The following is a 25997-nucleotide window of genomic DNA, read 5'->3' on the forward strand; positions in this document are numbered from 1 at the left end:
CTGCGCGACAAGCCCCCACCGGCAGGTGGTCCCTCCACCGGCCGGACGGGGCACCTCGGGGGGTCAGGCGCCCGCGAGCTCCGCGAGCAAAGCCCCGTTGAAGGTGAAGGCGAGGCGGGACTCGGCGATGACGCGGTCCCGGTCGGCGGCGTCGAGCGGCATCGCGTCCAGCAGGGTGCGGTACTCCCGCTTGAAGGCGGCCGGGTTGGGGATCGCGTCGAAGACGTAGAACCGCACGCCGTCCCCCTTGTGGTCGAAGCCCCACGTCTTCTGCGCGGTGTCGCGCACCACCTGCCCGCCGGAGAGGTCGCCGAGGTAGCGGGTGTAGTGGTGCGCGACGTAACCGGCCGGCCAGGAGGCGGCGACCTCGGCGATCCGCGCGGTGTACGCGGCGGTGGCCGGCACCGGGACCGCCTTCCGCCGCCACCCGGGGCCGCGCAGGTGGTCCAGGTCGCGCTCCAGCGAAGGCACCCGCAGGAGTTCGGGGTACAGGAACGGCCCGGCCACCGGATCGTCGGCGAGCGCGGCGGAGCCGTCCTCCAGCGCGCGGTACACGAACCACAGTTGCTCGGTGTAGCGGGCGTACGCCTCGACGCCGAGACGGCCCCCGAGCATGTCGCTCATGAACTCCGTGTTGTTCACCTGGGTGTGCAGGTCCTGGCTCGCGGTGCGGATGACGGTGGAGAAGGGGGCGGCGACGGGCAGCGGCGACAAGGGGAACTCCTGAAACATCGGTCGGGCGGGGACTCAGGTCCACCTAAGTAAGGCTTACCTAACTTCTTTCGTCAAGACCTTGCCGACACCCCGTCGGTAAAGGTTGCACGGGAACACTTCCACCCCGAGTGGCTGTTCAATCCAGCCAGGAGGCAGGATGGCCTCAACCGTGGGCGTACCGTGTCGAGTACCGCCGGTGGCCCCGGGGGCGAGGGAAGGAGCTCGATGGCAGGCAGGAACAGGTTGTCCGGCTGGTTGCGCCGAGGCGCGGACAGCGGGTCGTCCTCCTCGACCGCCGCCCGCCCCGCCCGGGCGCCGCGCTCCGCCCGCGGCTCCCGCTCCCGCCCCTCCGTGCCCGACCCGCGGCGCGACGAACTGACCCGGGCCGCCGCCCAGGCCGGCTACCGGCTGGTGCCCGCCGCCCACCCCGAGGGCTTCGGCTGTTCCTGCGAGCGGATCGGCTGCCCCATCCCGGGCCTGCACCCGATCTCGCTGGCCTGGCAGACCCAGGCGTCCACCGAGCCGCAGCGCGTCGAGGACTGGCTGCGCACCAACCCGCTGGCGAACTTCGTCACCGCGACCGGCATCGGCCACGACGTGCTCGACGTCCCCGCGGACGCGGGCCGGCTCGCCCTGGAGCGGCTGACTGTCGACGCCGCCACGATCGGGCCGGTCGCCGCCTACGGCGAGGACCGGCTGATGTTCTTCACCGCGACCCGCGGCACCCCCGCCGACGAGGACGAGTGGTGGCCCTGCGAGCTGGACAGCCACCCCGAGACCGCCGACGAGCACCCCGGCATCCGCTGGCACTGCCGCGGCAGCTACGTCCTGCTGCCGCCCGCGCGGCTGCCCTCCGGGAACTCCGTCCAGTGGCTCGACGGCCACGGCCCCGACCTGCCGCTGCCCGACCCGCTGCCCGTACTCGCCGTCCTCACCGACGCCTGCGCCCAGTTCGGCTACGAGTTCGAGCCCGAGTCCGTCGCGTGGGGCCGCTGAGCGAACCCCGGGCAAGCACGCGGCGAGCCGCACTCACCCAGGGGCACCCGTCCTACTCACCCTTCGCGGAGACCAGTCCCGTCAGGCTGCTGAGGAACGTCACCTTCGCGCCGGCCTTCCTCGGCGGCACGGCCACCATGTTCTGGGCGACGCGGGCGAGAGTGATCGACGTCTTGGGGGTGCCCGAGGTGAGCGCCTTCGTGTCCTTGTCGAGCGTGAGCTGGTACCCGGCACGGAAGGTCGCCCGGGACTGGTGGCGCGAGCCGAAGAAGACGATCGCGCCGCCGTCGGTGGTGCGCAGCGCGATGGGCGCGAAGTCGCCGGAGATGTCGGGCTGATCGGCGTACTGGGTCACGGTGTCGGCGGTCCGCGCGGACTTCTCGTGGCTCGTCTTGAGGCCGGAGGTGGCCGGCCCGTCCGTGAACACCTGTGCCGGGCCGGCCCCGTTCTTCCCGTCGTCCTTCCCGCTGTCCAGGTAGTCGGTGTACTGCGCGCTCAACTGCCCCGGCTGGACCTGCAGATCGGTGCCCGCCAGCGGCAACGCCTCGGCGTGGCCGTGCTTGTCGACCGCGAAGTGCGGCAGCGCGTCGGGCGTGGCCACCCCCAGGAAGTCCGCCATCCACGGCTCGTCGGGGCCGCCGCGGCGGAACGCCAGCAGCCAGCGCGAGTCGCCGTTGCGGTCGGTCTGCGCCTCCGCCACGAAGAACTTCGGCCAGCCGCGCTGCTCGGGGATGAGGAACTTCGCGTGCGAGAACTTCAGCGCCGAGTAATCCGCGTTCCCCTGCGGGTTGTTGGCGTGCTTGGCCCGTACCCCGGCCTGGTCGATCGTGCCCAGTGGCCCGGCCTCGATGGCCGCGATCGCCTGCTCGTCGTACGACTTGGTCGCCTTGTTGTTCTGCGCGGCGAAGTTCGCCAGCACCTTGGCCGCCTCGGCGGGCCGTATCGACGGGATGAGTGCGCGCTCGCCGTGCACCGTCACGCAACCGGCCAGCGGCACGGTCAGCGCGATGGCGGCGGCCCCGAGGCACAACCTGCGGCGGATCATGGCGCGTCGGCTCTCCTTCGTACCCGGTGGGATCGCCGCAAACCCTACCGGGCGCCGCCCGTCAAGGGAGCGTGAGTACCTCGGCTCCTTCGGCCGTCACGACCAGCGTGTGCTCGAACTGGGCAGTCCGCTTGCGGTCCTTGGTGACGACCGTCCAGCCGTCCTCCCACAGGTCGTACTCGTACGTGCCCAGTGTCAGCATCGGCTCGATGGTGAAGGTCATCCCCGGCTGCATCACCGTGGTCGCCCGCGGGTCGTCGTAGTGCGGGATCACCAGGCCCGAGTGGAAGGCGGTGTGGATGCCGTGCCCGGTGAAGTCGCGCACCACGCCGTACCCGAAGCGCTTCGCGTACGACTCGATCACCCGCCCGATCACGTTGATCCGGCGGCCCGGCCGCACCGCCTTGATCGCGCGCTCCAGCGCCTCCCGGGTGCGCTCCACCAGCAGCCGCGACTCCTCGTCCACGTCCCCGACGAGATACGTCGCGTTGCAGTCGCCGTGCACGCCGTTGATGTACGCGGTCACGTCCAGGTTGACGATGTCGCCGTCCCGCAGCACCGACGAGTCCGGGATGCCGTGGCAGATCACCTCGTTGACCGAGGTGCACAGCGACTTCGGGAAGCCGCGGTAGCCCAGGTCCGACGGGTACGCCTTGTGGTCGACCATGTACTCGTGGGCGATCCGGTCCAGCTCGTCCGTGGTCACCCCGGGCGCCACGGCCTTCGCCGCCGCCTCCATCGCCCGCGCGGCGATCCGCGAGGCGATCCGCATCCGTTCGACGGTCTCCTCGTCCTGCACCTCGGGACCCGTGTACGGGGTCGGCCCCGGCTTGCCCACGTACTCGGGGCGCGGGATCGCCCCGGGCACCTGGCGGGCGGGGGAGAGGGTGCCGGGTACGACCAGCGACTGACCAGACATGCCGACGAGTGTATCCACGGGAGATCGGGCACGATGGGAAGGGGCGGCGCCCGGCAACGGGAGGGGCTCGGCCGGGCCGGGCGGCCCGCACCCGCCGGTGAGCGAGAAGGAGAGCGCGATGGCCTTTCACAAGGCGAGCAAGCCCGCGGGGAAGCCGGGGGAGTGGTTCTACTGCCTCAAGCACAAGCGGGTCGAGGAGGGGCCGGACTGCCCCTCCAAGGACCGGTTCGGGCCTTACGCGACGAAGGGTGAGGCCGAGCACGCGATGGAGCGGGTGGCTGAGCGCAACGACGAGTGGGACTCACGGGAGTAGGTGGGGGCGACCCGCCCGGGTGCCCCGTTCTGTCGGGCGAGGGACCACCCCTCGGTGGTGGGCCGGTCGCGCGGTTCCCCGCGCCCCTGGGGATGTGCGGCTCTTCCGTGCCTCGCTCGGCTGCTCGCCGTTCTCGTTGCGGTCCGTGTCCGGCCGCAGGCCGGTGGCCTGCTGAGCGCGCAGTTCCCCGCGCCCCTGAGTGTGTGCGGCTCTTCCGTTCCTCGCCGCGTCACAGCCGGTGGGTGTTTGTCGCGCCGCCAACGGAAAATGCGTTGCCGGGGGAGTGGTGGGGCGGGCAGATTCGCGCGGGTGAAAGTGAAGGGGCTTCTGCCCGATCTCGCGCCTTGGCGCAGCTCGCGGGACTTCCGGCTGATGTGGTCGGCGGGGGTGGTGACGAACTTCGGCAGTTTTCTGACGATGGTCGCGCTGCCGGTGCAGATCAAGGAGCTGACGGGTTCCGCGGTCGCGGTGGGTGCGGTGGGCGCGGTGGAGTTGGTGCCGCTGATCGTGTTCGGCCTCTACGGGGGCGCGCTCGCCGACGCGGTGGACCGCAAGACGCTGATCGTCGGGGCGGAGGCGGCGCAGGGCCTGCTGGTGGTGGGCCTGCTGCTCAACACGTCGGTCCCGCATCCCGCGGTGTGGCCGCTGTACGCGGGCGCGGCGCTGTCCAGCGCGCTGGCCGGGCTCCAGCGGCCCGCGCTCGACGCGATCGTGCCGCGCATCGTGCCCCGCGACCAGCTCGCGGCGGCCGCGTCGCTGAACGCCCTGCGCTGGCAGATCGGGGCCATCGCGGGCCCCTCCGTCGCGGGCCTGGTGATCGCCTACGCGGGCCTCGGCTGGTCCTACGGCATCGACGCGGTGACCTTCGCCGTCTCGGTCCTCCTCGCCCTGGGGCTGCGCCGCTCGCCCGCCGCGCACGACGCCCGCGCGCCGTCGCTGCGGGGGATCGCCGAGGGGGCGCGGTACGCCTGGAGCCGCAAGGAGTTGCTGGGCACGTACCTGATCGACATGGTCGCGATGTTCTTCGCCTACCCGGCGGCGATCTTCCCCTTCCTGGCGGACGACCTGCACGCGCGGTGGTCGCTCGGCCTGATGTACGCGGCCGGGTCGGTGGGGTCGCTGCTGGTCAGCCTCACCAGCGGGTGGGCCTCGCGGGTGCGCGGACACGGGCGGATGGTGGTGGCCGCGGCGGCGGGCTGGGGGCTGGCGATGGCCTGCGCGGGCTGGTCGGGCCGGATCTGGCTGGTGCTGGTGTTCCTCGCCGCGGCCGGCGCCTGTGACATGGTCAGCGGCATCGGCCGCTCCACCATGTGGAACGCGACCATCCCGGACGGCCTGCGCGGCCGGCTGGCCGGGATCGAGCTGCTGTCGTACTCCACCGGGCCGCAACTGGGCCAGGTCCGCTCCGGCGGGGTCGCCGCGTTGAGCTCCGCGCGGACCTCGGTCTGGTCCGGCGGGCTGGCCTGCGTCGCCTCGGTGGGCCTGCTGGCGCTGGCGCTGCCCGCGCTGATGTCCTACGACTCGCGGGACGCGGCCCCGGTCGACGCCGCCGGCCCCGCCGACCGCCCCGTCCTTTCGGGGTAGCCGCCGGGCGCCGCCGCCCGCGGCATGTCCGCCGCGGTCCGCCTGCCGCCTGCGGCATGTCCGCCGCGGTCCGCCGCGCCTTCCGCCGCTGTGCCGTCCGTTACTGTCCGGGAGGCGCAGACACCCACGGGGGCGGGGCGGTGCGAAGATGGGCCGCATGACCGCTGACGATGTGAAGAAGCCCGCCGCCAAGGACCCCTGGGCCCTCCCGGACGTGTCGGCGCTGACGGTGGGAGTGCTGGGCGGAACCGGCGACCAGGGCCGGGGCCTGGCCTACCGCCTGGCGCGGGCCGGCCAGTCCGTGGTGATCGGCTCGCGGGACGCGGCCCGCGCGGAGGCCGCCGCGGCCGAGCTGGCCGAGGGCGAGAAGGGCGCCGCGGGAGTCCAGGGCGCCGAGAACGCGGAGTGCGCCCGCCGCAGCGACATCGTGATCGTGGCGGTCCCGTGGGAGGGCCACGCGAAGACCCTCGAAGCGCTGCGCGAACCCCTCGCCGGCAAGCTCGTGATCGACTGCGTCAACCCGCTCGGCTTCGACAAGCAGGGCGCCTACGCGCTCACCCCCGAGGAGGGCAGCGCCGCCCAGCAGGCCGCCGCGCTCCTCCCGGACTCCCGGGTCACCGCCGCCTTCCACCACCTGTCGGCGGTGCTCCTCCAGGACCCCGCGGTCGAGTCGATCGACACCGACGTCATGGTGCTCGGCGAGTCCCGCGCCGACACCGACCTCGTACAGGCGCTGGCCGGCCGTATCCCCGGTATGCGCGGCGTGTTCGCCGGGCGGCTGCGCAACGCCCACCAGGTCGAGTCCCTGGTGGCCAACCTGATCTCCGTCAACCGCCGTTACAAGGCCCACGCCGGGCTGCGCGTCACCGACGTGTGACGTCCGGCGGCCCGCCGGGCCGCGCCACCCCCGACCACCCCCACCAGCACAGGAGCCCGACCGCCATGCCCCGCCTCGCCCTCTACTCCCTGATCGTGTGCCTGCTGGCCGTGGCGGCCGCGGTGGTGTCCTTCGTCAACGGCCAGTGGATCGGGGTGGTCTGGGTGCTGCTCGCCGGCCTCACCAGCAACATGTGCTGGTACTACTACCGCAAGGCGAAGTTGACGGCCGCGGCCGGGCAGCGCGCCGCCGGGTGACCCGACGGCTGACCTGGCGGCGCGGCCAGGCCGTGTTCTGGGGGCACCTCACCCCGCCGAAGGCTGAGGGGAGCACCGGACGCCACGGGTCCCGCCCGTCGGGCGGACGGCGCTCCTTCCACAACGCGCCCTAGTGCTTCCAGAACTGGAACAGGTAGTAGCCGTAGCCCGCCATCCAGTCCGGCACCTTGAACCACGTCATCACGTGGTACATCGCGTCGAAGAACTTGACGTTCACCGAGTGGATGTAGAGCACCCCGAAGACCGCGAGCATCCCGAACGGCGCGAACGGCTGCACCTGGCGGCGCACTTCGTAGGACAGCCACGGCTCGATCACGCCGTAGCCGTCAAGGCCGGGGATGGGCAGGAAGTTCATGATGGCCGCGGTCACCTGGAGCAGCGCGAGGAACCCGAGGGCGGCCTGGAAGTCGTGCGGCCAGGAGTCGGCCAGGCCGAGGGTGAACGGCAGCATCAGCAGGATGGCGAAGAGCACGTTGGTGAGCGGGCCCGCCGCCGAGATGAGGCTGTGCCGCAGCCGGCCGCGGATGCGGTTGCGCTCGATGAGCACGGCGCCGCCGGGCAGGCCGATGCCGCCGAGGATGACGAAGATCAGCGGCAGCAGGATGGACAGCGCGGCGTTGGCGTACTTCAGCGGGTTCAGCGTGAGGTAGCCCTTGGCCTCGATGCTGGTGTCGCCGCTGTGCAGGGCGGTACGGGCGTGTGCGTACTCGTGCAGGCACAGCGAGAAGAGCCAGCCGGACAGCACGAACAGGAACACCGCGAAGCCGGCGTCGGACGCGTAGCCCGCCCACACCGCCCAGCCGGAGACCACCATCACCGCGGTGATGCCGAGGAACACCGGGCTGATCCGGCGGTTCTCGCCTCGCCTGGTCATGCGCAGCGGGGTGACGGTCATGTGCGGGCTCCTCGCGGGGGCGATCAGCGGGCGTGGTCGGCGGGCGTGGTCGGCGGCGGGCGGGTCAGCGGTGTGATGCCGCCCGATCATGCCATCCCGGGCGGGCTCGGACACGTGCCACGTCCGCAAAACGGACGGCGGCAGGCCCTGGTTCCGGCCCGTACCCCGCCGGTACCCGCCGTGCCCGGGCGCCGCCGCGCCGCCGGCCCCGCGCACTTCGTGACACCGGCCACGCCGACTCCGTAAGAATGGGGCCGTGCGATACGCGATCCTCGGCTCCACTCAGGCCCTGCGGGGCGACGGCGAACCCGTCGCGCTCGCGGGCGGCCGGCTGCGCGCGCTGCTCACCGCGCTGGCGTTGCGGCCCGGCCGGGTGGTCGGCGCGGACGTCCTGATCGACGAGGTGTGGGACGGCGAGCCGCCGGCCGGGGCCACCGGGGCGTTGCAGGCGCTGGTCGGGCGGCTGCGGCGGGCGCTGGGGCACGACGCGGTCGGGTCGGTCGGCGGCGGCTACCGGCTGGAGGCGGCCCGCGACGACGTGGACCTGTACCGCTTCGAGCGGCTGGCCGAGGAAGGCGCGCAGGCGCTGGCCGAGGGCGACCCGGTGAAGGCCGCCGGGCTGCTCGGCGACGCGCTCGCGCTGTGGCGCGGCCCGGCGCTGGCCGACCTGCCGGACCGGGGCACGGCCGCCGTACGCAGCGAGGCGCTGCGGCTGGACGCCCACCGGCAGCGGCTGACCGCGGAACTCGCGCTCGGCCGGGCCGGGCAGGTGCTGCCCGAACTCGCCGAACTGGCCGCCGAGCACCCCCTGGACGAGCCGCTGCGGGCCCTGCACATCCGCGCCCTGCGCGCCGCCGGCCGTACCGCGGAGGCGCTCACCGCGTACGAGGCGGTCCGCCGCGACCTCGCCGACCAGCTCGGCGCCGACCCCGGCGACGAACTGCGCCGCCTGCACGCGGAACTGCTCCACCCGGCACCGGCCGCGCCGTCCGACCGGGCCGGCGAGGGCGACCACGGCCCGCGGAGCCGCCCCGGCGCGACCGGCACGCCGCCCGCCCGTAGCCACGCCCACGCCCGCGCGCACACCCCCGTCCCCGGAGCGGACTCCGCCCACGGCGCGCCCGCGGGCTGGACGTACGACCGCACGCCCGCCGGCGGCGCGGCCGTGGCCGATCAGGACCGGGGCCGTACCGCGGGCGGCCGCGGGCCCGTGGAGTGCGGGCTCGGCAACGCCCGCGCCCGGCTGACCAGCTTCGTCGGACGGGAGAGCGACCTCGCGGCGGTGCGGCAGGACCTCGCGCAGGGGCGGCTGGTGACGATCACCGGCCCGGGCGGCACCGGCAAGACCCGGCTCTCCCAGGAGGCCGGTGACCTGGTCGCGGGCCGCTGGGCCGACGGCGTCTGGTACGCCGAGCTGGCCCCGGTGAGCGACCCGCGCACCCTCCCCGAAGCGGTGATCAGCTCGCTCGGGCTGCGCGAGACGCTGCTGCACTCCGGCGGTGCCGCCGGGGCGGCGATCGCGGCGGAGACCGGCCCGCGCGACGCGGCACGGCAGCTCGCCGACTACTGCTCCAGCCGCGAACTGCTGCTCGTGCTGGACAACTGCGAGCACGTCATCGACGCCGCCGCCACCCTCACGGAGTCGCTGCTGGCGAACTGCCCGGGCCTGTCGGTGCTCGCCACCAGCCGCGAACCGCTCGGTGTGCCCGGCGAGTTGGTGCGCCCGCTGGACCCGCTGCCGGACCCGACCGCGCTGCGCCTGCTCGCCGACCGGGGCGCGGCGGCCCGCCCGGGCTTCTCGGTCGACGACGACCCGGTGGCCTGCGCGGAGCTGTGCCGGCGGCTCGACGGCCTGCCGCTGGCGATCGAGCTGGCCGCGGCCCGGCTGCGCAGCCTGTCGCCCCGGCAGCTCGCCGACCGGCTCGACGACCGCTTCCGCCTGCTCACCGGCGGCAGCCGCACGCTGCTGCCCCGCCAGCAGACCCTGCGCGCCGTCGTCGACTGGTCCTGGGACCTGCTGGACCCCGCCGAGCGCGTCCTGCTGCGCCGGCTCGCCGTCTTCCGCGGCGGCTGCACCCTCGACGCGGTCGAGGCGGTCTGCGCGGACCCCGTGTCCGGCGGGGAGTCCGGCGACGGGACGCCGGCCGGGAGCGCGGCGTCCGCAGCCGAGCGGATAGCGTCGCCGGACGCGGCCGCCCTGCTCGCCTCCCTCGTCGACAAGTCCCTGGTCCTCGCCGAACAGGGCGCGGACGGCTCCCGGTACCGGATGCTGGAGACCATCGCGGAGTACTCCGCCGAGCGGCTCGACGAGTCGGGCGAGCGCGACCGGGTCGCGCGACGGCACCTGACGTACTTCCGCGAGTACGTCCGCACCGCCGACCCGAAGCTGCGCGGCCGCGGCCAACTCGTCTGGTTCGAGCGGCTGGAGCGCGAGCAGGAGAACCTGCGCGCGGCGCTGCGCCGGGCGGTGGACACCGCCGACGAGCAGGAGGCGCTGATGCTCGTGATCGGCTGCGCCTGGTTCTGGGAGGTGCGCAACCACGTCTCGGAGCGGAAGTACTGGCCGGCTGTGGTGGCGGCGCTGGGCCCGAACCCTTTTCAGGAGCCGCCGAGCCTGGTGCCGGTCGAGCGCGGCGTCCTGGACGACCCGCCGCCGTTGGACGGCGAGCGGCTGCTCGAGGCGCGCCGGTACGTCCGCGTGATCGAGCTGGCCGCGCACGACGAGGAGACCGACTGGTGGTCCGACGGGGACATCTCCGCCACCGGCCTCGCCCTGATCGAGACCTATCCGCCGCACCTGCCGCAGTCCGCCCGGCAGCCCGGCATCACCCGCCCCTTCGGCGCGTTCTTCGCCGGGGACTTCACGCGGCTGCACGAGCTGATGGACGAGACCGTCGAGTCCTGCCGCACCTTCGGCCGCACCTGGGAACTGGCCTATTCGCTGCAACTGCGGGCGAAGGTCAACAACGACGTCAGCGAGCGGATGGACGCGGCGCTGGCGGACATCAGCGAGAGCCGCGAGCTGTTCCAGCAACTCGGCGACGAGTGGGGCACGGCCGAGACGATGTCGGCCGAGGCCGAGGCCGCGGGCAACATGGGGGACTGGCACCGGGCGATCGAGTGCTGCCGCGAGGGCATCGAGCTGGCCCGCAAGATGGGCGCGCACCAGCACGTCCCGGTGGTGACCGTCCGGCTCGGCGACGCGCTGGCGAGCGTCGGCGAGGTGGTGGAGGGCGAGCGGGTGATGCGCGAGGGCATCGCGGACGCCGAGCGGTTCGGTTCGGCCGCCGACGGCGCCGCCTTCTTCGGCAAGGTGCAACTCGCCAATCTGCTCAACCGCCTGGAGCGGGTGCCCGAGGCGAGGGAGCTGATCGAGAGAACCATCCAGGACACCCGTGCGAGCGGCTCGCCGATACCGGGCTTCGTGGTCGGGATGCTCAACGGCATGAAGGGCTACCTGATGGGCCGGGCCGGTGAGCCGGCGGCCGGCCTCGCGCTGCTGGCCGAGGGCGTCACCGAACTCAGCGGCCATCCGCTGGCCGAGGTGATCACCCCCCGGCTGGCGATCGTGATCTCACCCGGCGTCGTGGAACTGCTGGTCCTGCTCGCCGAATCCGAACCCGGGGTCAAGCCGGAGCGGCTGACCCGCGCGGCCAAGCTGCTGTCCGCGCACGACCGGCTGCGCCCGCTGGCGATCGCACCGCTGGAGGCCCGCCACATCGACAGGACCCGCCGCCGGCTGCGCGAACTGCTCGGCGAGGACGGATACGCCGCCGCGTACGCCGCGGGCGACGGCCTCGGTGTCGCCGAGGCCGTCGCCTTGATGCGCGAGGCGAACTGATCGCGAGACGAACTGACGGTCCCTCGGGCGGCACCCGCGTGCGGTGCCGCCTTCGGCCGGTCACGTCTTCTTGCGGAACCGCGCCACCGCCAGCGGCGCCGTCACCACGGTGATGCCGATCGACCAGGCCACCACCATCCACACCGAGTGCGCCACCGGGCCGCCGTTGATCAACGCCCTTGACGCGTCGGCCAGGTTGGAGAGCGGATTGACCTTCGTGAAGCTCTCCAGCCAGCCCGGCATCGTGGTCGGCTTGGCGAAGATGGAACTGCCGAACTGCAACGGCATGAGCACGAGCATGGCCACTCCCTGGACCGCCTGGGCGGTCTTCATCGTCAGGCCCAGCAGGATGAAGATCCACATCAGCGAGGCGCCGAAGACCAGGGACAGCAGCACCGACATCAGCAGGTGCGGGACGTCCGTTCCGACGCTCATGCCGAGCGCGAAGCCCATGCCGAGCAGGATCGCCATCGCGATCATCATCCGGCCGACCTCGACCACGATCTTCGCGATCAGCACCGAGGACCGCGCGATCGGCATCGTGCGGAACCGGTCCATGACCCCCTTGCGGAAGTCGTCGTTGATGCCGGTCCCGACCGCCATGGCGATGTTCATGCCCATCATCGCCATCAGGCCGGGGACCACGTAGTTCACGTACGCGTGCTGGTGCCCCTTGCCGGAGACCGCGCCGCCGAAGACGTAGACGAAGAGCAGGGTGAAGATCACCGGCATCAGCAGGACGTCGAACATCGACTCCGGGTCCTGCTTGATCTGGAGCATGTTGCGGCGGGCCAGGGCACCGATGTGCCGGAGGTTGGCCCGCAGGCCGATCCTGCCCTCGTTCGCCGTGACCTTCGCCGGTGCGGCCAGGGTGGCCGATGCCGCGCTCATACCGAGACCTCCACGTTCTGCTGTGCGTCCGTCATGCTGTGCGGGGCGGCCGGGCCGGGCCCGTCGTCGCCGGTGGGCTTGTCCTCCGCGGCCGACGCCTTCTGGCCGGTCACGGCGAGGAACACCTCGTCCAGGCTGGGCAGATGGGTCTCGATGTGCGCGATGCCGAAGCCGCGGGCGCCCAGCAGTCCCACCACGGCGGTGAGCTGGTCGTCGCTGAGGATCGGCACGCTGACCAGGCCGTCGTCGTCGGTGCGGGCGCCCGCGACGCCGTCGAGCCCGGCCTCGGCGATCGCGGCGGCCATCCCGGCGGCCTCTGCGGCCTCGCTCGGCCTGATCCGCAGGGTCCGCCCGCCGACCTTCGCCTTCAGCTCGGCGACCTTGCCGCCGGCGATGATCCGGCCGCGGTCGATGACCGTCAGCTCGTGGGCGAGCTGCTCGGCCTCCTCCATGTACTGGGTGGTGAGCAGCACCGTCGCCCCCTCGGCGACCATCCGCTGCACCTCCTCCCACACCTCGTTGCGGGTGCGCGGGTCCAGGCCCGTGGTCGGCTCGTCCAGGTAGAGCACCGCGGGGCGGCCGATCATGCTCGCCGCCAGGTCGAGGCGGCGGCGCATACCGCCGGAGTACTGCATCGCCGGCCGCTTGGCGGCCTCGGTGAGCGAGAAGCGCTCCAGCAGCTCGTCGGCGCGGGACCTGGCCTCCTTGCGGGGCAGGTCGAGCAGCCGCCCGATCATGTACAGGTTCTCCCGGCCGGAGAGCTTCTCGTCGACCGAGGCGTACTGCCCGGTCATCCCGATCACCCGGCGCAGCTGCCGGGGTTGCTTGAGTACGTCGTAGCCCGCCACGTGGGCGCTGCCGGCGTCCGGCCGCACCAGCGTGGACAGCACCCGTACGAGCGTGGTCTTGCCGGCCCCGTTCGGGCCGAGGACGCCGAGCACCGTGCCCTGGCGCACTTCCAGATCCACCCCGTCGAGGGCTTTGGTCGGGCCGTAGTGCTTGACCAGACCGCGCACCTCGACGGCGGCGGTCCCACCGTTCTCTGTCAGTCGCGTCGTCATGTCCACCACCATGCAGGGCCCCACCGACACGGCACCGATATCCCACCGACAGCGATATGTCGGCGGGATATCGGTGACGAAAGCAGCAGGTCAGCGCGGTGGTGACGAGACGGTGCGGTGATCGCCGGGCGCCCGGCGGGTCAGCCGGCGGTGCCGCGCGGGCGGTCCGTGGGCTGCGCGCCGGCCTGCGGGATGCTCAGCAGCAGGGTGCCGTCGGCGGCGCGCACCTCGAACCGGCTGATCGCTGTGGGGTGCATCCCGGTGGCGCCGCTCACGGTCAGCGCCTTGGGCTGCTCGCCCGTGCCGTACCCGCCCTGCGGCACCGACCAGGTCGCGACGGTCTCCCGGGAGTCGTCGCGGCCCACGGCGTCCAGGTGGCAGTGGTCCGGGCCGCGCACCCCGGCCAGCCGCAGGCTGACCGCGGTGCCCCACGCCTTGTCGGTGAGCCCGACGACGGCGGACACCCCGGTCGACGGGTCGCGCGCCGAGTCCTGCGCGCCCGGGAGGGCACTGGCGGCAGGGGTGGCGGTGCCGTCGTGGGTGGCCAGCACCGCGACGGTGGGCCCGCCGACGACCAGCGCCGCGGCCACCGCGACCGCGACCAGCCGCCGCCTGCGGCGGGCCCGGCGCTCGCCGGAGACCTGCCGCAGCAGCCGGTCGAGCAGCGCGTCGCCGGGCGGCTCGGGGAAGCCGATCCCGTCCTCCCGCAGCTCGGCGAGGACCGGCACCACCCCGCTCAGCTCGTCCAGCTCCCGCCCGCACTCGTCGCACCCGGCCAGGTGCTCCTCGAACGCCGACATCTGCGCGTCGTCGAGGGCCCCGAGCAGATAGGCGCCCACGTCCACATGAGGCGTCATGGGGTTCACGAGGTGGTCACCCCTCTCTCCTCCAGCGCGTTCCGTGCGGCGCGCAGCGCGTAGAAGACCCGGGACCGTACGGTGCCGGGCGGCAGCCCCAGCTCCTCGGCGGCCTCGCTGACTGTACGGCCCTTGAAGTACGTCTCGACGAGCGCTTCGCGGTGGGCGGGGGACAGGTCCTGGAGGGCGTCGGAGATCGTCATCAGGCGCAGCGAGCGCTCCAGTTCGTCGCGCGCCGGCAGCAGGTCCAGGGCGGCGGGGGAGGTCTCGGGGGGCCGGGCCTGCCGGCTGCGGTGGCCGTCGATCACGATCCGCCGGGCGACGGTGACCAGCCAGGGCCGCAGCGACCTGGCCGCCGGGTCGAGCTGCGCCGCGCTCTTCCAGGCCCGCAGCAGCGTCTCCTGCACGACGTCCTCGGCGAGGTGGCGGTCGCCCGCGACGAGCTTGAGGACGTAGGTGAACAGGGCGCCCGCGTGCTCGCGGTACAGCGCCCGCATGAGGTCTTCCTCCGGGACCGCGCCGTCGGACCCCGACCCGGACCCGGACCCCGACCCGGACCCGGACCCCGACCCGGACCCCGACCCGGGCGCGGGCTCGGCACCGGGCACCGGCCCAGCACCGGACACCGGCCCAGCACCGGGCACCGGCGCGGCACCGGCCACCGCACCGGGCCGGGCCGTGCCGTCGGGCCCGGGCGGGCCGGCCGGCCGCGCCGCACCGGCCTGTTCCGGTAGCTCCGGAGGGGGTCCGTCCACGGGCGCATCCTGCCGCACCGGCGGCTCCCGGTCGAGTTCGCGTATCGCGGATCGAGACATCAGCGGGTGGCTTTCCAAGGGTGGCGGGTCGCCGCGGCGGCGGCGCTCACGCCCTCCATACGGACCCGCGGCCGGAATGTCTCATCCGGGAGGCGGAAAAGCCGCGGAAGGCGCAGGCGGGCGGGCCCGGACACACCCGGACCCGCCCGCCTCGCCCCCCGACGTCAGTGGAAGGTGTGCTCCTCGGCCGGGAACTCCCCGCCCACCACGTCCTGCGCGTACGCCTTCGCCGCGTCACCCAGGGTGCGGCGCAGGTCGGCGTACTGCTTGGTGAAGCGCGGCACCTTGCCGCCGGTCATCCCGGCCATGTCGGTCCACACCAGCACCTGCGCGTCGGTGTCGGGGCCGGCGCCGATGCCGATCACGGGGATCTCCAGGGTGCGGGTGATCTCGGCGGCGACCTCGCTCGGCACCAGTTCCAGCACCAGCGCGAAGGCGCCCGCCTCCTGCGCGGCCTTGGCGTCCTGCATCAGGCGGTGCGCCGCCTCGTCGCCACGGCCCTGCACGCGGTAGCCCAGGGTGTGCACGGACTGCGGGGTCAGGCCCATGTGCGACATGACCGGGATGCCGGCCTCGACCAGCGCCTCGGTCTGGGCCAGCGAGCGCTTGCCGCCCTCCAGCTTCACCGCGCCGACGCCGGCCTCCTTCACCAGCCGGGTCGCGCTGCGCAGGGCCTGCACCGGGCCCTCCTGGTACGAGCCGAAGGTCAGGTCGCCGACGATCAGGGCCCGCCGGGTGCCGCGGACGACGGCGGCGGACAGCATCGTCATGTGGTCGAGCGTGACCGGCACGGTGGTGTCGTAGCCGAGGTGACAGTTGCCCATCGAGTCACCGACCAGCAGCACGGGGATGCCCGCCTCGTCGAAGACGGACGCGGTCATCGCGTCGTACGCGGTGAGCATGGGCCACTTCTCGCCGCGCTCCTTGGCGGCGCCCAGATCACGCACGGTCACCCGGCGGGAGCCGGTCCCGCCGTAGAGCGCCTTGGGGTTGTCGGCTGGGTTCTGGGCAGCCGGAAGTTGCGTCATGGTGACGGCTCCTTCATGTCATCTCGAGGCGCCCTGACGGCGTCCCCGGACCACCTCCCATGCTGACACGCCCGGCGCCGCGCCGAAAGCCCTCCGCTGAGGTGCTGCTTTTACCCGGGCTTTACGATACGAGACGGGGCCGTATCGTAAATGAGGTACCCTCGTGCAATGGCCGCTGATGTGATAGTCACCAAGGTGCCCGAGGCGATCCATCGCCGCCGCTGGGCGATTCTCACCGTGTTGCTGTTCAGCCTGCTCGTCGTGGTGCTGGACAACTCGATCCTCAACGTGGCGATGAAGACGATCGCCCAACCCGCCCCGACCGGACTCGGCGCCAGCCAGAGCGAGTTGGAGTGGGCGATCAACTCGTACACCCTGGTCTTCGCCGGCCTGCTGTTCACCGCGGGCCTGCTCGGCGACCGGCTGGGCCGCAAGAAGGTGCTGCTCTTCGGCATGTTCGTGTTCGGCGGCGGCTCCGCGCTGTCCGCGTTCGCCGGCTCCGCGGGCGAACTGATCGCCTGGCGCGGCGTGATGGGCCTGGGCGGCGCGTTCATCATGCCCGCCACCCTCGCCATCATCATGAACGTCTTCGAGCGCGAGGAGCAGCCGCGCGCCATCGGCATCTGGGCGGGCGTGGTCGGCCTGGCCATCGCGGTCGGCCCGATCACCGGCGGCCTGCTGCTCCAGCACTTCTGGTGGGGCTCGGTCTTCCTGGTCAACGTGCCGATCGTGGTCGCCGCGCTGATCGCGATGTTCCTGATCGTGCCCGACTCCAAGGACCCGCGGCCCGGCCGGCTCGACCCGGTCGGCGTGCTGCTGTCCATCGCCGGCCTGGTGCTGCTCATCTACGGCATCATCAAGGGCGGCCAGTACGGCGACTTCACCCGCCCGGAGGTGTGGGCCACCTCCGTGGGCGGCCTCGCCATCCTCGGCGGCTTCGTCTGGTACGAGGCGCGCAGCGACCACCCGGCCCTGGACGTCGCCTACTTCAAGAAGCGGCAGTTCTCCGCCTCGGTCGCCGCGATCGGCCTGGTCTTCTTCGCGCTGATGGGTGTGACCTTCTTCATCGTCTTCTACACCCAGTCGGTCCGCGGCTACAGCGCCCTCCAGTCCGGCCTGCTGCTGCTCCCGCTGGCCGCCGCCCAGATGGTGTTCGCGCCGCGCGCCCGGCTGCTGGTGGACAAGCTCGGCGCCCGGGTGGTGTGCGCCGGCGGCATGGTGCTGACCGGGCTGTCCTTCCTCGGCTTCCTCATGCTCGGCCAGTCCACCCCGATCTGGGAGTTGGAGGTGCTGTTCTTCGTGATGGGCACCGCGATGGCGCACGTCATGCCGCCCGCCACCGTGATGATCATGTCGTCGCTGCCGCGCGAGAAGGCCGGCTCCGGCTCCGCGGTCAACAACACCTTCCGGCAGGTCGGCGGCGCCCTCGGCGTGGCCGTGCTCGGCTCGGTGATGTCCACCGTCTACCGCAACGGCATCAGCACCCACCTCGGCAGCCTGCCCGCCGACAAGCGGCACGCGGCCGGCGAGTCGATCGAGGCGACCCTCGGCGTCGCGCAGAAGATCGGCCCGCGCGGCAACGTGCTGATCCAGCCCGCCAACGACGCGTTCATCCACGCCATGCACATCACGGCGGCCGCCTCCGCCGCGGTCGCGATCATCGGCGGCGTGATCGCGCTCGCCTTCCTGCCCCCCAAGGACGCACCGGCGCGCGCGGCCGGCGGCGGCTCGGAGGAGCGGGAGATGGTGGGAGTCGAGCAGTGACGGAGGGCACGTCGCCGGGCGGTGCCGCGGACCGTACGCCGGACGGTACGGCGGCGGCCACGGCACCGCGCGGACGCCCGCGCAACGCGGCCGTCGACCGTACGGTCATCGACACCGTGCTGCGGCTGATCTCCGAGGGCACGTCGATCGGCGACCTGACCATGGAGGGCATCGCCCGGGAAGCGGGCGTCGGCAAGGCGACGGTGTACCGGCGCTGGTCCGGCAAGGACGCGCTGCTGTTCGACGTGCTCGACACCGTGGACCCGCCACCACCGGTCAGCCGCACCGGCGACCTGCGTGCGGACCTGGTCTGCGCGGTCGAGTTCATCCGCCGGCACAGCCTCGCCAAGCGGGAGTCCGCGCTGCTGCGGACCATGGTGACGCAGATGCAGAGCAACCCGCGGCTGTGGAAGCGCTACCACGACACCGTCATCGCCGGCCGCCGCCAGATGCTCAGGGCGCTGCTGGAGCGCGGTATCGCCACCGGCCAGATCCGTCCCGAACTCGGTACCGACCTCGAACTGCTCTGCGACATGGTGGCCGGTCCCGTGCTCGCCCGCGCCACCCTGCGCCCGGACTCCTCGCTCCCCGAGGACCTCGCCGACCGCGTGGTGGACACCCTCCTGGACGGGATGCGCCCCCGCGACTGACCCGTCGCCTGTCACCCGTCACCGTCATCCGTCCTCGTCAGCGGCCGGCGGCCCACCCGGAGAATCCGGTGGGCCGCCGGCCGCTGTGTGATGGTCTTGTCACAGTCCTCCCGGTAAGTGCCGTGCCGCGGAACCCGACACCCCCGTCAAGCCGTCGGTTCACATACGAATCCCGTAGTGTCGCCTCGGGTCGGTCGCACGGATCTCCGCGTGGGAACTCCGTGTCGGCACTCCGCGGTTGAAGGAGCGGTGTCCGGTGAGCCGGGGACCGACGACAACGCGGCAGACGCACCTGCCGGGCGGTGCGACGCCGCGGAGATCCGACGACAGGCCCTAGGGTTCTGAAGCACCCGCAAGCGGCAGGCAAGGACTTCTATGACGCAGGCGCAGAACAGCACGGACGCGAGCACGGACGGCGGTGACCCGGCAGGGTCGGGAGCCGCGTCCGGAGCCCGAGACCGGCTGCGCGCCCGCTTCCTGCGATGGTGGCGGCCGGACGGGATGTGGCGGCGCGGGATCGCGACGGCGGTGGTCGCCGTGGTGCTGACCGGCCTGCTGGTCTTCCACGCGCGGGTGCCGAACCGGGTCGGCAACCTCGGCAGCCTGCTGGAGACGTTCCTGCCCTGGCTCGGGCTGATCGTGCCGGTGCTGCTGGTGGTGGCGGTGCTGCGCCGCTCGGTCACCGCGCTGATCGCGGTGGTGCTGCCGGCCGTGGTGTGGTTCAACCTCTTCGGCGGGCTGATGACCGACAAGTCCGGGTCCGGCGGCGACCTGACCGTGCTCACGCACAACGTCAACGCCGAGAACCCCGACCCCGACGGCACCGCCAAGGACGTGATCGCCGCCCACGCCGACCTGGTCGCCCTGGAGGAGCTGGCCTCCAACGAGGTGTCCCGCTACAGCCGCGACCTCGCCGCCGCGTATCCGTACCACTCCGTGCAGGGCACCGTCGGGCTGTGGAGCAAGTACCCGCTCAGCTCGGTCCGCCCGGTCGACATACGGCTGGGCTGGACCCGGGCCATGCGCGCCACCGCCGACACCCCGCACGGGAAGGTCGCGGTGTACGTGGCGCACATGCCGTCGGTGCGGGTGAAGTTCGACGCGGGCTTCACCGCCGGGCAGCGCGACCGGGCCGCCGACGCGCTCGGCAAGGCGATCGCCGCGGAGCAACTGCCGCACGTGGTGCTCCTCGGCGATCTCAACGGCACGATGAACGACCGCGCGCTCGCCTCCGTCACCTCCCAGATGCGCTCCACCCAGGGCGCGGCCGGCAACGGCATGGGCTTCAGCTGGCCGGCGTCCTTCCCGATGGCGCGGATCGACCAGATCATGGTCAGGGGAATCGAGCCGGTGTCCTCCTGGACCCTCCCCAGAACCGGCAGCGACCACCTCCCGGTGGCAGCGAGGCTCGAACTGCCCTGACGGGCCCCTCCGGGGTGCCCCTGTCCGCCGGCTGCCCGACAAGCCGCCGTGGACCGCGAGGTCCCTCCCGTACGGCGGGGACGGGGCAGCCGGGCGGGTCCGCTCAACCCCCTTCGCGCCAGCGGTTGGTGATGGGCAGACGGCGGTCCTTGCCGAAACCCTTCGCCGAGATCTTGGTACCCGGCGGGTACTGCCGCCGCTTGTACTCCGCGGTGTCCGTGAGCTTGAGCACGCGCGTGACCAACTCCTCGTCGTACCCGGCCGCGACGATCTCGTCGCGGCCCTGGTCCCGGTCGACGTACAGCTCCAGCACGCGGTCCAGCACGTCGTAGTCCGGCAGGGAGTCCGTGTCGACCTGGCCGGGCCGCAGCTCCGCGCTCGGCGGCTTGACGATCGAGTTCTCCGGAATCGGCGGCGTCTCACCGCGCGCCTCCGCGGCCGCGTTGCGCCAGCGGGCCAGGCGGAAGACGGTGGTCTTGTAGACGTCCTTGATCGGGCCGTACGCCCCCACCGAGTCGCCGTAGAGCGTGGAGTAACCGACCGCCAGCTCGCTCTTGTTGCCCGGGGCGAGCACGATCTGGCCCTCCTGGTTGGAGATGGCCATCAGCGTCACCCCCCGCAGCCGCGACTGGAGGTTCTCCTCGGCGAGCCCGGTCAGCTTCAGGGACTCCATGTACGCGTCGAACATCGGGGCGATCGACACCGTACGGAAGTTGAGCCCGGTGCGGCGGGCCAGCTCGGCCGCGTCGCCCTTGGAGTGGTCCGAGGAGTACGCCGACGGCATCGACACCCCGTACACGTTCTCCGCGCCGACCGCGTCGCACGCCAGGGCCGCGACCAGCGCGGAGTCGATACCGCCGGACAGCCCGATCAGCACCGAGCGGAAGCCGTTCTTCTCGGCGTACGCGCGCAGGCCGGTGACCAGCGCGCCGTAGATCTCCGCCTCGTCGCCCAGCCGCTCGGTCTCGACGCCGGTGAACTCCGGCCGGTACGCGGGGACCGGCTCGGCGGAGAGCGTCACGTGGCGCAGCTCCAGGCCGTCCGCGACCCGTCCCGCGGGCACCTCGGCGGCCGCCGCGGGCAGTTCCAGGTCGAGCAGCACGCACTCCTCGGCGAACTGCGGCGCCCGGGCGATCACCTCGCCGTCCGCCCCGACCACGATCGAGTCGCCGTCGAAGACCAGCTCGTCCTGCCCGCCGACCATCGCCAGGTAGGCCAGCGTGCAGCCGGCCTCCCGGGCGCGCTTGCGGACCAGGTCCAGCCGGGTGTCGTCCTTGTCGCGTTCGTACGGCGAGGCGTTGACCGACAGCAGCAGGCCCGCGCCGGCCTCCCGGGCGCCCGGTACCCGGCCGCCGTCCTGCCACAGGTCCTCGCAGATCGCCAGCGCCACATCGACGCCGCCGACCCGGATCACCGGCATCGTGTCGCCCGGCACGAAGTAGCGGAACTCGTCGAAGACCCCGTAGTTCGGCAGGTGGTGCTTGGCGAAGCGCAGCGCGACCTTGCCGCCGTGCAGCACCGCCGCGCAGTTCTGCGGCGCGCCGGCGGGCTGGCCGTACTTCGGCTGGGCGTTCTCGCTGCGGCCGAGGTAGCCGACCACCACCGGCAGCCCGCCCAGCCCCTCCGCGGCCAGGTCGCGCGCCAGGTCCTCCAGCGCGGCCCGGCTGGCCTCGACGAACGACGCGCGCAGGGCGAGGTCCTCGACGGGGTAGCCGGTCAGCATCATCTCGGGGAACGCGACCAGGTGGGCACCCTGCTCGGCCGCGTAGCGGGTACGGCGCAGCACCTCCGCGCGGTTCCCGGCGATGTCGCCGACGCGGGAGTCGATCTGATTCAGTGCGAGGCGTAGTTGAGGCACGCCTCCCAGTCTAATCGTCACCCCGACGCGATGTCGCTGTCGCCCTTCCCACACCGAACCCGGAAAACGCGGCGCCCGAGCGGCCGGGCGGGGGAGGATGCTTCGACGACCCCGAGCGCCCCCGCAACCCTCCCGGCACCCAGGAGCGCCAGGCCGGCCGGCTGCGACGGCTGCTCGGCTGAGCCGGGGCCCGGGCGTACGTGCCGACCCGGGCGTGCCGACCCCGGGTGTACGTGCCGACCCCGGGTCCGGGCATACGTATGGGGCCGGCCCTGACAAGGTGAGCCGGCCCCACACGTGCTGTCGCGCGCTCCCGCGGACGACGGGCCCAAGCCCGCCGCCGGCGACCGCGCACAGGAACACCGTAACCGTTTCCGGTCAACGGGGGAACGGGTTCCGGGTGGCAGGGGCGCCCTGGCGTGGCGCCCCCGCCCCGGAGGTGGTCCGGTCAGACGCGCAGCCACACCGCCGTGTCCTGCGGCACCCGGCCACTCTCCGTCAGCGGCCCCGACGTGAGCAACAGCTCCTCGTGCGCGGGCAGTTCCACCGCGGCCTCGCCGAGGTTCACCATGCAGACGAACCGGTCCGAGCGGCGGAAGGCGAGCACCTCGACATCGCTGTCGAGCCACTCGAACGGGCCGTCGCCGCCCAGCTCGGGCTCGTCCTTCCGCAGCCGTATCGCGGCGCGGTAGAGCGAGAGCATGGACGCCGGGTCGGCGGACTGGATCTCGGCGGTGCGCGCGGCCCACTCCGCCGGCTGCGGCAGCCACGACTCGGCCGAGCCGGCCGGGCTGAAGCCGAACGGCGGGACGTCACCGGACCACGGCAGCGGCACGCGGCAGCCGTCGCGGCCCGGGTTGGTGCCCTCGGAGCGCAGGTACATCGGGTCCTGCAACTTGCCGGTCGGGATGTCCTCGACCTCCGGCAGCCCCAGCTCCTCGCCCTGGTAGAGGTAGACCGAGCCGGGCAGCGCCAGCGTCAGCAGCGCCGCCGCCCGGGCCCGGCGGGTGCCCAGCTCCAGGTCGGTCGGCACCCCGAACGCCTTGGTGGCGAAGTCGAACCCGGTGTCCTGCCGGCCGTAGCGGGTCACCGTGCGGGTCACGTCGTGGTTGCACAGCACCCAGGTGGCGGGCGCGCTCACCGGCGCGTGCGCGGCCAGCGTGGTCTCGATCGAGGTGCGCAGCCGGGCCGGCTCCCACGGGCAGGCCAGGAAGTCGAAGTTGAACGCGGTGTGCATCTCGTCCGGCCGCAGGTAGCGGGCGAACCGCTCGGCGTCCGGCAGCCACACCTCGCCGACCAGGATGCGGGTGCCGGGGTAGGAGTCGGCGATCCGCCGCCAGTCGCGGTAGATGTCGTGCAGGTCGTCGCGGTCGACGTACGGGTGCGCGGGCAGCACCGCGTCGGCGCCGGCGGACGGGTCCGGCAGGTCGGGCAGGTCCGGGTCCTTGGAGACCATGGCCGCGGAGTCGATGCGGACGCCGCCGGCGCCGCGGTCGAACCAGAACCGCAGGATGTCCTCGTGCTCGGCCAGGACCTCCGGGTGGTTCCAGTTCAGGTCCGGCTGCTCGGAGTCGAAGAGGTTCAGGAACCAGTCGCCGGGCGTGCCGTCGGGGTTGGTGGTGCGGGTCCAGGCCGGGCCGCCGAACTGCGACGGCCAGTTGTTCGGCGGCAGTTCGCCGTGCTCGCCGCGGCCGGGCCGGAACCAGAACCGCTCGCGCGCGGGCGAGCCCGGGCCGGCCGCCAGGGCCTCCTTGAACCAGGGGTGCACCGCGGAGATGTGGTTCGGCACGATGTCGATGATGGTCCTGATGCCCAGCGCGACGGCTTCGGAGATCAGCTTCTCGGCCTCGGCGAGCGAGCCGAAGACCGGCTCGACGTCCCGGTAGTCGGCGACGTCGTAGCCGCCGTCGGCCATCGGCGACGGATACCACGGGCTGAACCACAAGGCGTTGACGCCCAGCTCGGCCAGGTACGGCAGCCGGGAGCGCACGCCGGCGAGATCACCGGTCCCGTCTCCGTTGCTGTCAGCGAAGCTTCGCGGGTAGACCTGGTAGATGACCGCGCCGCGCCACCAGTTCTCGTCGGCCTCGGGCTGAGGGGTGTCTGCCACGTCAACGTCCTTTCGGGCAGGTGGGACCCCGCCGCCGGCCCCTGATGGCGGGGATGCTGGCATGAGGACCGGCGGCGGAGTGCTGCTGGGTGGTGCGGATGGGGCTTGCGGGTGCGTGGGTTGTGCGGTCGCAAGGCCGGAGGAGCGGTCGGGGCGTCAGCCCTTGAGGCTGCCCGCGGTCAGACCGGACATGATGTTGCGCTGGAAGAGCAGGAAGATCAGCAGGGTCGGCACCGCGGAGATGGCCAGCGCGGCGATGATGACGTTCTCCGGGACGCCCTGCGAGAGCGAGTTGATACCGAGGTTGATCGGCTGCTTGTTCGGGTCGGGCTCCACCAGCATCGGCCAGAGGAAGTCCTTCCAGACGTTGACCACCGCGAAGATCGACACCACGCCGAGGATCGGTCGGGACATCGGCAGGATGATCGACCACAGCGTGCGCAGCGGGCCGGCGCCGTCGATCGAGGCGGCGTGCATCAGGTCGTTCGGGATCGAGTCGAAGAAACGCTTCAGCAGGAAGATGTTGAAGCCGTTGGCCACCGTCGGCAGCCAGATCGCCCACGGGGTGCCGATCAGGTTGAAGTGCAGCAGCGGCAGGTCGAGCACCGTGACGTACTGCGGGACGATCAGCACCGCGGACGGGATCATCAGCGTGGCCAGCATGCCGGCCAGGATGATGTTGCCGAACACCGGCCGCAGCTTGGAGACCGCGTACGCGGCGGCGACGTCGAAGACCAGCTGGAAGAGGAGCGCGCCGAACGCGTAGTACAGCGTGTTGAAGAGCAGCTTGGCGAGCTTCAGCTGGGTCCACGCGGTGTGGTAGGTGCCGGGCTTGGGGTGCTTGGGGAAGTACGTCGGCGGGTTCGCGACGACCTCACTGGCGGACTTGAAGCCGCCGGTGACCATCCAGTACAGCGGGCCGAGGAAGACCAGGGTGAAGACGATCAGCACCACGGTCAGCACGATCCGGTAGGTGATCCTGCCCTTGCGGCGGCTGAGCGCGGCCGACGAGATCAGGGTGCGGTTCGCTTGCGAGGAGATGGCTGCCATGGTCCGTTATCCGTCCTGCTCGCTGGTCCGGCTCAGCCGCGTGTAGACGCCCGAGAAGACGATCAGCACCAGCAGCAGGAAGAGGCCCAGCGCCGCGGCGCTTCCGAGGTTGTTGTAGCGGAATCCGTACTGGTAGATCATGTAGACGACCGTCATGGTCGAGTTCTCCGGGCCGTTGCCGCCCGCCAGCACGAAGACGTTGGTGAACTCCTGCATGGTCGCCACGATCTGCAGCAGCAGCATCAGCGACAGCACCATGCGGGTCTGCGGGATCGTGACGTGCCAGATCTTGCTCCACAGCCCGGCGCCGTCCAGGTCGGCGGCCTCGTAGAGCTCGCCGGGTATGTTCTGCAGCGCGGCCAGGTAGATCAGGGTGGCGCTGCCCATGCTCATCCAGGTGGCCGCGATCACCACCGAGATCATCGCGGTATGGGACGAGTCGAGCCATTGCGACGTCGGTAGGTGGAGCGTCTTGAGGATGTGGTCGAAGAGACCGTAGTCCGGGTCGTAGAAGTACTTGAAGAGCAGGCCGCCGGCCACCGGCGGGAGCATCACCGGCAGGTAGACGAGGATGCGCAGGTAGGCCTGCGCGTGCCGCAGCTCGTTGAGGATGATCGCCACGAAGAAGGGCAGCGCGAACCCGATGACCAGCGCGTAGCCGGTGTACTCGGCGGTGTTCTTCCACGCGGTCCAGAAGAACGGGTCGTGGTAGACGCGGTCGAGGTTCTTCATCCCGACCCAGGACGTCACGCCCCGCTTCTTGTCCTGGAAGCTCATGATGAACTCGCGGACCATCGGGTACCACGAGAAGGCCAGGAAGCAGATGACCGCGCCGACGAGGAAGCCGTAGGCCTGGAGGTTCTCCGCCACCTTGCGGCGCAGCCCGCTTCTCTCGGCACGTCGGCCTGGGCCGGCCGGGCGCCCGGCGTGGCGCTTGGTCGTTTTCTCGGGGACGGTCGTCGCCGCCATGAGGGCTCCTCGGCTGAAAGTGGTGCGGTGATGTCAGGTGCCCGCGAAGCGGGGACCGGT

21 protein-coding genes and 1 pseudogene are annotated in these 25997 nt (G+C 72.4%); 9 read left to right on the forward strand and 13 right to left on the reverse strand.

Annotated features, from left to right (window positions below; genetic code table 11):
• Window positions 1-63: 63 nt before the first annotated feature.
• Window positions 64-714 carry a biliverdin-producing heme oxygenase gene (locus tag OG896_RS29175; RefSeq protein WP_329370112.1) on the reverse strand — a complete coding sequence of 217 codons (651 nt, stop codon included), beginning with the start codon at window positions 712-714 and terminating at the stop codon, window positions 64-66.
• 225 nt (window positions 715-939) lie between these two features.
• On the opposite strand from OG896_RS29175, the gene OG896_RS29180 reads away from it, so the two are divergent.
• Window positions 940-1710: a bifunctional DNA primase/polymerase gene (locus OG896_RS29180; RefSeq protein ID WP_329370114.1), complete on the forward strand. Its 771-nt coding sequence runs from the start codon at window positions 940-942 to the stop codon at window positions 1708-1710.
• A 52-nt stretch (window positions 1711-1762) separates the two neighbouring features.
• Here OG896_RS29180 and OG896_RS29185 read toward each other — a convergent pair whose 3' ends face one another.
• Both OG896_RS29185 and map read right to left on the reverse strand, forming a co-directional pair.
• Window positions 1763-2755 carry a hypothetical protein gene (locus OG896_RS29185; protein ID WP_329370116.1) on the reverse strand — a complete coding sequence of 331 codons (993 nt, stop codon included), beginning with the start codon at window positions 2753-2755 and terminating at the stop codon, window positions 1763-1765.
• A 61-nt stretch (window positions 2756-2816) separates the two neighbouring features.
• Complete coding sequence (gene map / locus OG896_RS29190; protein ID WP_329370118.1) at window positions 2817-3674, reverse strand: type I methionyl aminopeptidase; 858 nt, start codon at window positions 3672-3674, stop codon at window positions 2817-2819.
• 118 nt (window positions 3675-3792) lie between these two features.
• Here map and OG896_RS29195 point away from each other — a divergent pair, with 118 nt between their 5' ends.
• The 4 genes from OG896_RS29195 (at window position 3793) to OG896_RS29210 (ending at window position 6705) form a co-directional block, all read left to right on the forward strand.
• A complete protein-coding gene (locus OG896_RS29195; RefSeq protein ID WP_329370120.1) occupies window positions 3793-3987 on the forward strand; it encodes a hypothetical protein in 195 nt (64 codons plus the stop codon).
• Between the two features lie 267 nt (window positions 3988-4254).
• Window positions 4255-5571, forward strand: a complete 1317-nt coding sequence (locus OG896_RS29200; protein WP_443057169.1) for an MFS transporter — start codon at window positions 4255-4257, stop codon at window positions 5569-5571.
• 148 nt (window positions 5572-5719) lie between these two features.
• Window positions 5720-6448 carry an NADPH-dependent F420 reductase gene (npdG, locus tag OG896_RS29205; protein WP_443057170.1) on the forward strand — a complete coding sequence of 243 codons (729 nt, stop codon included), beginning with the start codon at window positions 5720-5722 and terminating at the stop codon, window positions 6446-6448.
• Between the two features lie 65 nt (window positions 6449-6513).
• A complete protein-coding gene (locus tag OG896_RS29210) occupies window positions 6514-6705 on the forward strand; it encodes a hypothetical protein (protein WP_328463304.1) in 192 nt (63 codons plus the stop codon).
• A 130-nt stretch (window positions 6706-6835) separates the two neighbouring features.
• Here OG896_RS29210 and OG896_RS29215 read toward each other — a convergent pair whose 3' ends face one another.
• Window positions 6836-7621 (reverse strand): site-2 protease family protein, encoded by a 786-nt coding sequence (locus OG896_RS29215; protein WP_329370125.1) that lies wholly within the window; start codon window positions 7619-7621, stop codon window positions 6836-6838.
• Between the two features lie 256 nt (window positions 7622-7877).
• Between OG896_RS29215 and OG896_RS29220 the strand changes: the two genes are divergently transcribed.
• On the forward strand, window positions 7878-11462 hold the full coding sequence (locus tag OG896_RS29220; protein WP_329370126.1) for an AfsR/SARP family transcriptional regulator: 3585 nt from the start codon (window positions 7878-7880) through the stop codon (window positions 11460-11462).
• Between the two features lie 60 nt (window positions 11463-11522).
• Here OG896_RS29220 and OG896_RS29225 read toward each other — a convergent pair whose 3' ends face one another.
• The 5 genes and pseudogenes from OG896_RS29225 to panB form a co-directional block, all read right to left on the reverse strand.
• Window positions 11523-12353 (reverse strand): ABC transporter permease, encoded by an 831-nt coding sequence (locus OG896_RS29225; protein ID WP_329370127.1) that lies wholly within the window; start codon window positions 12351-12353, stop codon window positions 11523-11525.
• A complete protein-coding gene (locus OG896_RS29230; RefSeq protein WP_329370129.1) occupies window positions 12350-13414 on the reverse strand; it encodes an ATP-binding cassette domain-containing protein in 1065 nt (354 codons plus the stop codon). Before OG896_RS29230 ends, OG896_RS29225 begins: the two co-directional genes overlap by 4 nt.
• Window positions 13415-13554: 140 nt before the next feature.
• Window positions 13555-14271: an anti-sigma factor family protein gene (locus tag OG896_RS29235; RefSeq protein WP_329370131.1), complete on the reverse strand. Its 717-nt coding sequence runs from the start codon at window positions 14269-14271 to the stop codon at window positions 13555-13557.
• A 5-nt stretch (window positions 14272-14276) separates the two neighbouring features.
• Window positions 14277-14783: pseudogene (locus tag OG896_RS29240) on the reverse strand (sigma-70 family RNA polymerase sigma factor); the annotation flags it as partial.
• A 467-nt stretch (window positions 14784-15250) separates the two neighbouring features.
• On the reverse strand, window positions 15251-16114 hold the full coding sequence (panB, locus tag OG896_RS29245) for a 3-methyl-2-oxobutanoate hydroxymethyltransferase (RefSeq protein WP_329370133.1): 864 nt from the start codon (window positions 16112-16114) through the stop codon (window positions 15251-15253).
• 168 nt (window positions 16115-16282) lie between these two features.
• On the opposite strand from panB, the gene OG896_RS29250 reads away from it, so the two are divergent.
• The 3 genes from OG896_RS29250 (at window position 16283) to OG896_RS29260 (ending at window position 19950) form a co-directional block, all read left to right on the forward strand.
• Window positions 16283-17878 carry an MFS transporter gene (locus OG896_RS29250; protein WP_329370135.1) on the forward strand — a complete coding sequence of 532 codons (1596 nt, stop codon included), beginning with the start codon at window positions 16283-16285 and terminating at the stop codon, window positions 17876-17878.
• Window positions 17875-18528 carry a TetR/AcrR family transcriptional regulator gene (locus OG896_RS29255; RefSeq protein ID WP_329370137.1) on the forward strand — a complete coding sequence of 218 codons (654 nt, stop codon included), beginning with the start codon at window positions 17875-17877 and terminating at the stop codon, window positions 18526-18528. Before OG896_RS29250 ends, OG896_RS29255 begins: the two co-directional genes overlap by 4 nt.
• A gap of 501 nt (window positions 18529-19029) precedes the next feature.
• Window positions 19030-19950: an endonuclease/exonuclease/phosphatase family protein gene (locus OG896_RS29260; protein WP_443057274.1), complete on the forward strand. Its 921-nt coding sequence runs from the start codon at window positions 19030-19032 to the stop codon at window positions 19948-19950.
• A gap of 103 nt (window positions 19951-20053) precedes the next feature.
• On the opposite strand, the gene OG896_RS29265 is transcribed toward OG896_RS29260, so the two are convergent.
• The 4 genes from OG896_RS29265 to OG896_RS29280 all read right to left on the reverse strand — a co-directional run bounded on the left by OG896_RS29265 (window position 20054) and on the right by OG896_RS29280 (window position 25937).
• Window positions 20054-21808 (reverse strand): NAD+ synthase, encoded by a 1755-nt coding sequence (locus tag OG896_RS29265; protein WP_329370141.1) that lies wholly within the window; start codon window positions 21806-21808, stop codon window positions 20054-20056.
• 448 nt (window positions 21809-22256) lie between these two features.
• The gene (locus OG896_RS29270) at window positions 22257-23918 is read right to left on the reverse strand and encodes a glycoside hydrolase family 13 protein (RefSeq protein WP_329370143.1); all 1662 of its coding nucleotides are present in this window, start codon (window positions 23916-23918) and stop codon (window positions 22257-22259) included.
• Between the two features lie 156 nt (window positions 23919-24074).
• Window positions 24075-24968, reverse strand: coding sequence for a carbohydrate ABC transporter permease (locus OG896_RS29275; protein WP_328463280.1), 894 nt, complete (start codon window positions 24966-24968; stop codon window positions 24075-24077).
• A gap of 6 nt (window positions 24969-24974) precedes the next feature.
• Window positions 24975-25937, reverse strand: a complete 963-nt coding sequence (locus OG896_RS29280) for a carbohydrate ABC transporter permease (RefSeq protein WP_329370146.1) — start codon at window positions 25935-25937, stop codon at window positions 24975-24977.
• Window positions 25938-25997 lie beyond the last annotated feature (60 nt).

It is taken from the genome of Streptomyces sp. NBC_00669, from assembly GCF_036226785.1.
Classification (GTDB): Bacteria; Actinomycetota; Actinomycetes; order Streptomycetales; family Streptomycetaceae; genus Actinacidiphila.

What these genes read in the sequence shown, in the direction of transcription:
- OG896_RS29180 (WP_329370114.1), top strand. Translation starts at nt 940, where the DNA reads ATGGCAGGCAGGAACAGGTTGTCCGGCTGGTTGCGCCGAGGCGCGGAC.
- OG896_RS29185 (WP_329370116.1), bottom strand. Translation starts at nt 2,755, where the DNA reads ATGATCCGCCGCAGGTTGTGCCTCGGGGCCGCCGCCATCGCGCTGACC.
- map (WP_329370118.1), bottom strand. Translation starts at nt 3,674, where the DNA reads ATGTCTGGTCAGTCGCTGGTCGTACCCGGCACCCTCTCCCCCGCCCGC.
- OG896_RS29195 (WP_329370120.1), top strand. Translation starts at nt 3,793, where the DNA reads ATGGCCTTTCACAAGGCGAGCAAGCCCGCGGGGAAGCCGGGGGAGTGG.
- OG896_RS29200 (WP_443057169.1), top strand. Translation starts at nt 4,255, where the DNA reads ATGCGTTGCCGGGGGAGTGGTGGGGCGGGCAGATTCGCGCGGGTGAAA.
- npdG (WP_443057170.1), top strand. Translation starts at nt 5,720, where the DNA reads ATGGGCCGCATGACCGCTGACGATGTGAAGAAGCCCGCCGCCAAGGAC.
- OG896_RS29210 (WP_328463304.1), top strand. Translation starts at nt 6,514, where the DNA reads ATGCCCCGCCTCGCCCTCTACTCCCTGATCGTGTGCCTGCTGGCCGTG.
- OG896_RS29215 (WP_329370125.1), bottom strand. Translation starts at nt 7,621, where the DNA reads ATGACCGTCACCCCGCTGCGCATGACCAGGCGAGGCGAGAACCGCCGG.
- OG896_RS29225 (WP_329370127.1), bottom strand. Translation starts at nt 12,353, where the DNA reads ATGAGCGCGGCATCGGCCACCCTGGCCGCACCGGCGAAGGTCACGGCG.
- OG896_RS29230 (WP_329370129.1), bottom strand. Translation starts at nt 13,414, where the DNA reads ATGACGACGCGACTGACAGAGAACGGTGGGACCGCCGCCGTCGAGGTG.
- OG896_RS29235 (WP_329370131.1), bottom strand. Translation starts at nt 14,271, where the DNA reads ATGACGCCTCATGTGGACGTGGGCGCCTATCTGCTCGGGGCCCTCGAC.
- panB (WP_329370133.1), bottom strand. Translation starts at nt 16,114, where the DNA reads ATGACGCAACTTCCGGCTGCCCAGAACCCAGCCGACAACCCCAAGGCG.
- OG896_RS29250 (WP_329370135.1), top strand. Translation starts at nt 16,283, where the DNA reads ATGGCCGCTGATGTGATAGTCACCAAGGTGCCCGAGGCGATCCATCGC.
- OG896_RS29260 (WP_443057274.1), top strand. Translation starts at nt 19,030, where the DNA reads ATGTGGCGGCGCGGGATCGCGACGGCGGTGGTCGCCGTGGTGCTGACC.
- OG896_RS29275 (WP_328463280.1), bottom strand. Translation starts at nt 24,968, where the DNA reads ATGGCAGCCATCTCCTCGCAAGCGAACCGCACCCTGATCTCGTCGGCC.
- OG896_RS29280 (WP_329370146.1), bottom strand. Translation starts at nt 25,937, where the DNA reads ATGGCGGCGACGACCGTCCCCGAGAAAACGACCAAGCGCCACGCCGGG.